The 6,621-nt window shown below is 72.8% G+C and carries 8 protein-coding genes; 3 read left to right on the top strand and 5 right to left on the bottom strand.

The features are described 5' to 3' along the window. Nucleotides 1-456: 456 nt before the first annotated feature. The gene (locus tag ACFVXK_RS36350; protein ID WP_389620952.1) at nt 457-963 is read right to left on the bottom strand and encodes an NUDIX hydrolase; all 507 of its coding nucleotides are present in this window, start codon (nt 961-963) and stop codon (nt 457-459) included. Between the two features lie 18 nt (nt 964-981). Here ACFVXK_RS36350 and ACFVXK_RS36345 point away from each other — a divergent pair, with 18 nt between their 5' ends. The 3 genes from ACFVXK_RS36345 to ACFVXK_RS36335 all read left to right on the top strand — a co-directional run bounded on the left by ACFVXK_RS36345 (nt 982) and on the right by ACFVXK_RS36335 (nt 2,326). Then, nucleotides 982-1,761 carry a GntR family transcriptional regulator gene (locus ACFVXK_RS36345; protein WP_389620949.1) on the top strand — a complete coding sequence of 260 codons (780 nt, stop codon included), beginning with the start codon at nt 982-984 and terminating at the stop codon, nt 1,759-1,761. A gap of 132 nt (nt 1,762-1,893) precedes the next feature. Beyond that, on the top strand, nt 1,894-2,076 hold the full coding sequence (locus tag ACFVXK_RS36340; protein ID WP_389620946.1) for a hypothetical protein: 183 nt from the start codon (nt 1,894-1,896) through the stop codon (nt 2,074-2,076). Continuing rightward, on the top strand, nt 2,069-2,326 hold the full coding sequence (locus tag ACFVXK_RS36335; RefSeq protein ID WP_389620943.1) for a hypothetical protein: 258 nt from the start codon (nt 2,069-2,071) through the stop codon (nt 2,324-2,326). The genes ACFVXK_RS36340 and ACFVXK_RS36335 overlap by 8 nt, the downstream gene beginning before the upstream one ends. 561 nt (nt 2,327-2,887) lie before the next feature. Here ACFVXK_RS36335 and ACFVXK_RS36330 read toward each other — a convergent pair. The 4 genes from ACFVXK_RS36330 to ACFVXK_RS36315 all read right to left on the bottom strand — a co-directional run bounded on the left by ACFVXK_RS36330 (nt 2,888) and on the right by ACFVXK_RS36315 (nt 6,466). Beyond that, entirely contained in the window at nt 2,888-3,682 is a 795-nt protein-coding gene (locus tag ACFVXK_RS36330; RefSeq protein ID WP_389620940.1) for an endonuclease/exonuclease/phosphatase family protein, read from the bottom strand. A gap of 75 nt (nt 3,683-3,757) precedes the next feature. After that, nucleotides 3,758-4,699 (bottom strand): ROK family glucokinase, encoded by a 942-nt coding sequence (locus ACFVXK_RS36325; protein WP_389620937.1) that lies wholly within the window; start codon nt 4,697-4,699, stop codon nt 3,758-3,760. A 62-nt stretch (nt 4,700-4,761) separates the two neighbouring features. After that, complete coding sequence (locus tag ACFVXK_RS36320) at nt 4,762-5,244, bottom strand: DUF5304 family protein (RefSeq protein ID WP_389620934.1); 483 nt, start codon at nt 5,242-5,244, stop codon at nt 4,762-4,764. Between the two features lie 64 nt (nt 5,245-5,308). After that, on the bottom strand, nt 5,309-6,466 hold the full coding sequence (locus ACFVXK_RS36315) for an ArsA family ATPase (RefSeq protein WP_389620931.1): 1,158 nt from the start codon (nt 6,464-6,466) through the stop codon (nt 5,309-5,311). Nucleotides 6,467-6,621 lie beyond the last annotated feature (155 nt).

Raw genomic sequence — 6,621 nt, 5'->3', positions numbered from 1 at the left:
TGTCCTTCCGGTCCGGGCCGGCCTGTCAAGGGCGCTCCTTCGTCGCGTCGCTACGCGATCGCCTGCGGCGACCCTTGACAGACCAGCCCGAACCGGAAAGACAAGGACTGCCGGGAAACCCCCAAAGAAACGGGACGGTCCGGAGATGGACATGCGGCGGGATCAGCGATCAGGCGGGCGGCCGGGGGCCGGCAGACCAGGCATCCGGCCCCCGATGCCTGTAAACGGGGCTGCTCCACGCGTCAGATCGCTACGCGCTTCTCATTTCTCGGCGTCCGCCGCCCGTCTGGGGCCGCTACCTGCAAGAAATGCCAATCAGGGAAGCATCCGGGGTCGTTGCGCGCATCGGATCGCTACGCGCTGCCCGGATTTCGGCGTCCGGCGGCCGTCTTGGGTTGCTACCTGCGCGAAATGACGATCAGGACCCCATCGGGCGCGGTCCGGCGCGTCAGATCGCTACACGCCTCTCCCGTCTCGGCGTCCGGCGGCCGTCTTGGGCTGGTCCCTGAGCAAGTGGCGGCCATCGTGGCTGCGGACGTGGGGGCCGTTGCCGTCGAGGGCGTCCAGGAGGCGGACGGCGTAGACCTCGGACATGCGGTCGATGACCTCTTCGGGGGTGAGCCACTGGACTGCCGTGGTCTCGTGGGAGAGGCGTTCCGTGCCGCCCGAGGCCTTGCAGCGGAAGACCAGGGCGACCACGCCGGCCGTGGTGTTCTTGTAGACGCCGGTGAGGTGGTCCACCTCGACGTGGATGCCGGTTTCCTCCAGCACTTCCCGCCGCACCCCGTCCTCCGGCGTTTCCGCCAGCTCCAGCACTCCGCCGGGCAACTCCCACGTTCCGTTGTCGGCCCGGCGAATGGCCAGCAGCCGACCGTCATCACGCACCACGACCCCGGCAACCGACACGGAGTGACGTGGCGTTGACCTGTTTGGCGGGGCGCTGTTACTCATGTGCATGAGCATAGGAGGAAGCGAAGGACCATGGGAGCAGCTGTAGGAGAGGGCAGGGCCGTACCCCGGTACTTGCAGATCGCCGAGGACATCGTCCAGCAGGTCCGCACCGGCGTCCTGAAGCCCGGGGACCAGGTGCCGAGTGAAGCCGAGATGGTGGACCGTTATGGCGTCTCGGGTGGGACGGTCCGTAAAGCCATGCTGGAGATCCGTGCCAGCGGTCTCGTGGAGACACGGCACGGCAAGGGTTCCTTCGTGAAGGCCCGGCCGCCGGTGCGTCACCGGTCGTCGGACCGCTTCCGCCGCTCGCTCCGGCAGGGCGGCAAAGCCGCCTACATCGCCGAGTCGGAACAGTCCGGTGCCACCGCGAAGGTGAGTGTCATCCACATCGGACCCGTGGACGCCCCGGAGGCGATCGCCGAGCGGCTCGGCCTGTACGTCGGAACCAAGGTACTGGCGCGCCGTCGCCTGTACTTCCGCAACGGGACGCCCGTGGAAACCGCGACGTCCTACCTGCCGTGGGACGTGGCGCGCGACATCCCCGAACTCTTCGCCGAGAACCCAGGAGACGGCGGCATCTACGCCCGCCTCGAGGAACACGGCCACGTCTTCGCCGAGTTCGCGGAGACCCTGCTGGCACGCCCGGCGGCCAAAGCGGAGGCATCGGAACTCGCTCTGAGCCCCGGGGCAACGGTGGTACATCTGCTGCGGAATGCGATCACCGGCACGGGTCGCGTCGTGGAGGTCTGCGACACCCTCATGGCCGCCGACCAGTTCGTCTTCGAGTACCGCATCCCCGCGACCGACTGAGAGCGAACAGCAGCAACCCACCGTGAGTACATTCTTACGGTGGGTTGACTCATATACAGGAGTCAGGCAACCTTCTCCTCATCACTCCTATACATGAGTGATGGAGTTCAACCTCTTTAGAGGAGTAGGCCCATGAGGCAGATTCCCGTCACCACAGCGGTCGGCAAGACGCCGTGTTGCACGAACATCCACACCGACGACACTCACGAGGTGCGAGTCATCGCGGTCGTCGACTCCGGCTCCAACCTGCTCGATCGGGCACAGACCGGCTGGGAGCGCTTCCTCAGCACCTTCGAGGGAGCGCCTGGTGAGTGAGCAGTACGAGTACCTCCCCCACCGCCTCCTCCGCCGCCGGGTCCGCGACATCGCATCGGGCGCCGAGGGTGAGCTGATGGCCGTGGTCAACGAGGACGTCTCGGACTCCCCCACCCGCACGTACTGGAAGGAACTCGCATACATTCGGGGCGCATCCGGCCGCGAATTCACCACCGCCGTCGAGAACGTCCAACCCGCCTATGACCAGCCCAAGACGGCCGCCGGACGCCGAGACGAGCGAAGCGCGTAGCGATCTGTTGCGCCCACCGGCCCTGGATGCCTCTCTGATTGGCATCGTTTGCGGGTACCAGCCCCAGACGGCCGTCGGACGCCGAGAGATGAGGAGCGCGTAGCGATCTGACGCGTAGGGCAGCCCCGTTTACAGGCAACGGGGCCGGATGCCCGGTCTGCCGGCCCCCGGCCGCCCGGCTGGTCGCTGATCCCGCCGCTTGTCCAAGGAACGTCCGTCCCGTTTCTTTGGGGGTTTCCCGGCAGTCCTTGTCTTTCCGGTTCGGGTCGGTCTGTCAAGGGTCGCCGCAGGCGATCGCGTAGCGACGCGACGAAGGAGCGCCCTTGACAGGCCGGCCCGGACCGGAAGGACAGTGGGACTGGCGGGAAAGCCCCAACCCTCCCTGAGACCGCTGAGTGTGGTCCCGCCCTCCCGGACCCCGGGCCGCTGTCCGGTTACCGCCCGGCGGGACCCCGCCCCCCGCCCACCCACCCGCAGACGGGGAGGCGGGTGGGCAGCCACCGCCCAGCCCCCGGCCCCTCGCAGGGGTGATGGCGGGCCCCCGCCGTGAGGGCCGTAGCCTCAGCCGCCCGCCCCCAGCCGGACCGCCGCCAGTACCGGGAGGTGGTCCGTTGCCGCGCGGAGGTCGGTGGCCGGGAGGCCCGTCGGGACTCCGCAGGCGAGGACCTCCACGCTGCGGGAGGCGAACACCGCGTCGATGCGGCGGGACGGGGAGGACGACGGGAAGGTGGGGCCGCCGCCCCAGGGGGCGGTGGTCCAGCAGTCCTGGAGGGTGGCCGACAGGCGGGTGAAGGCCGGGCCGCCCGGGGATTCGTTGACGTCGGCGGCGGCGATCACGTGCGGGGCGTCCAGGGCGGCGACCCGGTCCAGGAGGAGGTCGGCCTGGGCGGCGCGTTCCGTCGCGTCCAGGGAGAGGTGGGCGCTGACCACTCCGACCCGGGCCGAGCCGAAGCGGACCACGGCCGTGGCGAAGCCGCGCCGGTGGAGGCCGGGGGTCAGGGGGAGCAGGACGTCCTCCGTGCGTTCCACGAAGGCCCGCAGCGAGCACAGCAGCAGCGGCCCGGCGGCCGTCGCTCCGCCGCCCAGGACCACCAGGTCGGCCTTGGAGGCCAGCCGGGCGGCGTGCTTGCGCCAGCGGAAGAAGCGCGGGGCCTCCTGGATGAAGACCAGGTCCGGGGCGCAGGCCCGGATCACCCGGGCCAGTGCCTCCTCGTCGTCGCGCATCGAGCGCACGTTGTAGCTGAGGACGCGGATCACGGCGGAGCCGTCGGGTTCGGTCGCGGACCCGGGCAGTGCATCGGGGACGGCGTCGGCGTCGGGCAGGGGCTGGGGCTGGGGCAACGTGTCGGGCACCATGCCCGCAAGATACGCAGCCGCCCGCCGCTCCCACAGGGGGCACGGCGGGCGGCTCGAGAGGTGTCCGAGCGGGGCTCAGCCCTGGCGGGCCAGGTCCGCCGCGCCGACCAGGCCGGCCTTGCCGCCGAGCTGCGCGGCGAGGACCTGCGCGTGCGGCCGCCAGGCGCCGCCGATCAGCCAGCGCTTGAAGGACTTGCGGATCGGGTCGAGGACGAGGTCGCCCTCGTCGGAGACCCCGCCGCCGACGATGAACGCCGACGGGTCGAAGAGGGAGGCCAGGTCGGCCAGGCCCGCGCCGGCCCAGCGGGCGAGCTCGCGGAAGGAGTCGACGGCCACCGGGTCGCCCTGGCGGGCGGCCTGGCTGATGTGCTTGCCCTCGATGCCCTCGGGGGTGCCGTCGCCGAGGCCCAGCAGGACCGCCGCGTGCTCGGGGGTGGCGTTGGCGCGCTGCTTGGCGTAGCGGACGAGGGCGCGGCCGGAGGCGTACTGCTCCCAGCAGCCCTGGCTGCCGCAGCCGCACAGCAGGCCGTCGGGGACGACCCGGATGTGCCCGAACTCGGCGGCGACGCCGAAGCGGCCGCGGCGCAGCTTGTTGCCCATGATGATGCCGCCGCCCAGGCCCGTGCCGAGCGTGATGCAGATGACGTCCTCGTGGCCCTGGCCGGCGCCGAAGCGGTACTCGCCCCAGGCGGCGCAGTTCGCGTCGTTCTCGACGACGACCGGGAGGCCGATGCGCTGCTCGACCTTGTCCTTGAGCGGTTCGTGGCGCCAGTTGATGTTGGGCGCGAAGAGGACGGTCGCGCGCTTGTCGTCCACGTATCCGGCGGCGCCGATGCCGACGGCCTCGATGGTGTGGTTGCTGCTGACCTCGGAGACGGCGGCGCAGATCGCCTCCGTCACGCCGTCCGCGGTCGGCGGGGTGGGCACCTTGTACGTCTCAAGGATGGTGCCCTCTTCGTCGACCACGCCGGCCGCGATCTTCGTGCCGCCGATGTCGACGCCGATGGTGAGTCCCATTAGTCCCTCGGTTTTCCGGTCAAGCCCCGCCACGGCCCACCGTACCCGAGCCCGGCGGAGTCTCAGTCGAGATCGATCCGCTGGGCCGGGCCCTCGTCGGGGCCGTCGCCCGGGCCGCCGTCGGCGTCGGTGTGCCTCCGGGGGGCCGGGGGTTCGTCCCGGACCCAGCGGCGTTCATGGCCCTCGACGGCCGAGCGGTAGGCGGCGAGCAGCTCGGATCCGGCGGCGGCGAGGTGGCCGAACACCTCCGGGTTGCGTTCGATGACGGGTTTGGCGGCGGTCTTGGCCTGGTTGACGAACTGGCGTACGGCGCCCTGGGCGGCCGCGGCGAGCTCCGGGTTGTTGAGGGCGGAGACCTTGTCGGCGACGGCGCCGAGGAGCTTGAACAGTTCCTCGGCGGCGGTGCCGGTGGCGTCCGCCCCCGCGCTCGCGCCCGTGCCCTGCTCGCGCTCCGCCCGGCGGCGCTCCCGTTCGGCGGCGAGGTCCTCGGCGCAGGCCTTCGCCCAGGCGTCGTCGTCGGTGGGGCGGTCGGTGGCCTCGCTCATGGCGGACTCTCCTGCGGCTGCGGTAGGGGCTACTTCCGACGGTACCCGAACGGAGGTACGCAGCTCAGCGCGCCCGGGGCCACAGCTGCGGGTCGGGGGTGAAGCGGATGCGGAGCACCCCGTCGGTGAGGGCGGCGCCGGAGACGGTGCAGCGGCGCAGGGCGGAGGGGAGGGAAACGGTCCTGCGGTAGGGGCCGACCGCGAGGTGGAGTTCGTCGCCGCGGCGGACCAGGTCGAGCTCGCTCTTGCGGGCGCGGGGCAGGGGGACGGCCCAGACGAGCACGCCGTCCTCGGCGAGCCGGTCCTCGACGGTCCAGCCGGGGCGGGACGCGGGGGTGGGGCCGGGGTCGGGGCCGGGGTCCGGGGCCAGGGCTTCGGTGCCGGTGAGCTCGCCGGGGTGGCCCGGGTCGCGGCCGAGGTGTGCCAGCGGGACCACGGGCGTCTCCTGCCGCCACCGGGCGAGGTACTCCGCCTGCTGGGCGGCGAGTCCGGCCAGCCACGGGTCGGCGGAGTCCTGGGGGACGAGCCGGTTGGCCACCAGGTCGTGGACGGGCAGCTGGTGCAGGGCGAGGCCGAGCGTGCCGGTGCGCAGGGCGGCGTCGGCGGCGGGTCCGGGTTCGGCGACGAGGCGGACCCGGGTGGTGGGGGCCTCGACTACGGCCTGGACGGCGGCGAGCTCCTCGTCCCAGCGGGCGGCGGTCTCGTAGAGCCACTGGGCGGGCATGGGGACGCCGGCGAGCTGGGCGAGCACGGGGCGCAGGGCGCGGGCCGCCTGGCGCTCGGCGGGCAGCAGGCGGGCCAGGTAGCGGCGCAGCTGGGCGGGGAGGGCGAGGGTGGTCAGGGCCTGGTGCAGCGGGGGCATGTCCACGACGACGAGGTCGGTGGCGGGGGTGGCGGCGGCGCGGCGCAGGCCGCGCAGGAGGGCGAACTGCTCGGCGCCGGGGAGTTCGGTGAGTTCCTCGGCACCGAGGGGGCTGCCGCCGAGCATGGACAGGAGGGTGGCGCCGCGTTCCTGGAGGGCGGCGAGCTCCGTGCGGAACTCCTGGCCGGAGTCGAGGCGGGCGAGGCGGATGCCGTCCGGGGCGGGGGCGCCGGCCCAGGGGTCGTCGGCGCACAGCAGGAGCACGCGCTGCCCGGCGCGGGCCGCGGCGAGCGCGGTGGCGGCGGCGACGGTGGTGCGGCCGGCGGCGCCGGGGCCGGTGACGAGCAGGGTGTGCGGCATGCGGGGCTCCGGGTCGTAGATCGTCCTCGCGCTGCACGCTACGCCGTCCGGCGGCGGGGGCGGTGCCTGGGTCCTGCGGACCCTGCCCAGCGGGCGGCCCCGGCCCGGCGCCGGCGGCGGGCCGGTCCCGGCCGGGGGCCGCCCGGGGTCTACGC

It is taken from the genome of Streptomyces sp. NPDC058157 (assembly GCF_042884105.1).
Classification (GTDB): Bacteria; Actinomycetota; Actinomycetes; order Streptomycetales; family Streptomycetaceae; genus Streptomyces.
The sequence above is the reverse complement of the archived record's forward strand: the minus strand, read 5'-3'. Positions and strand labels throughout refer to the sequence as shown.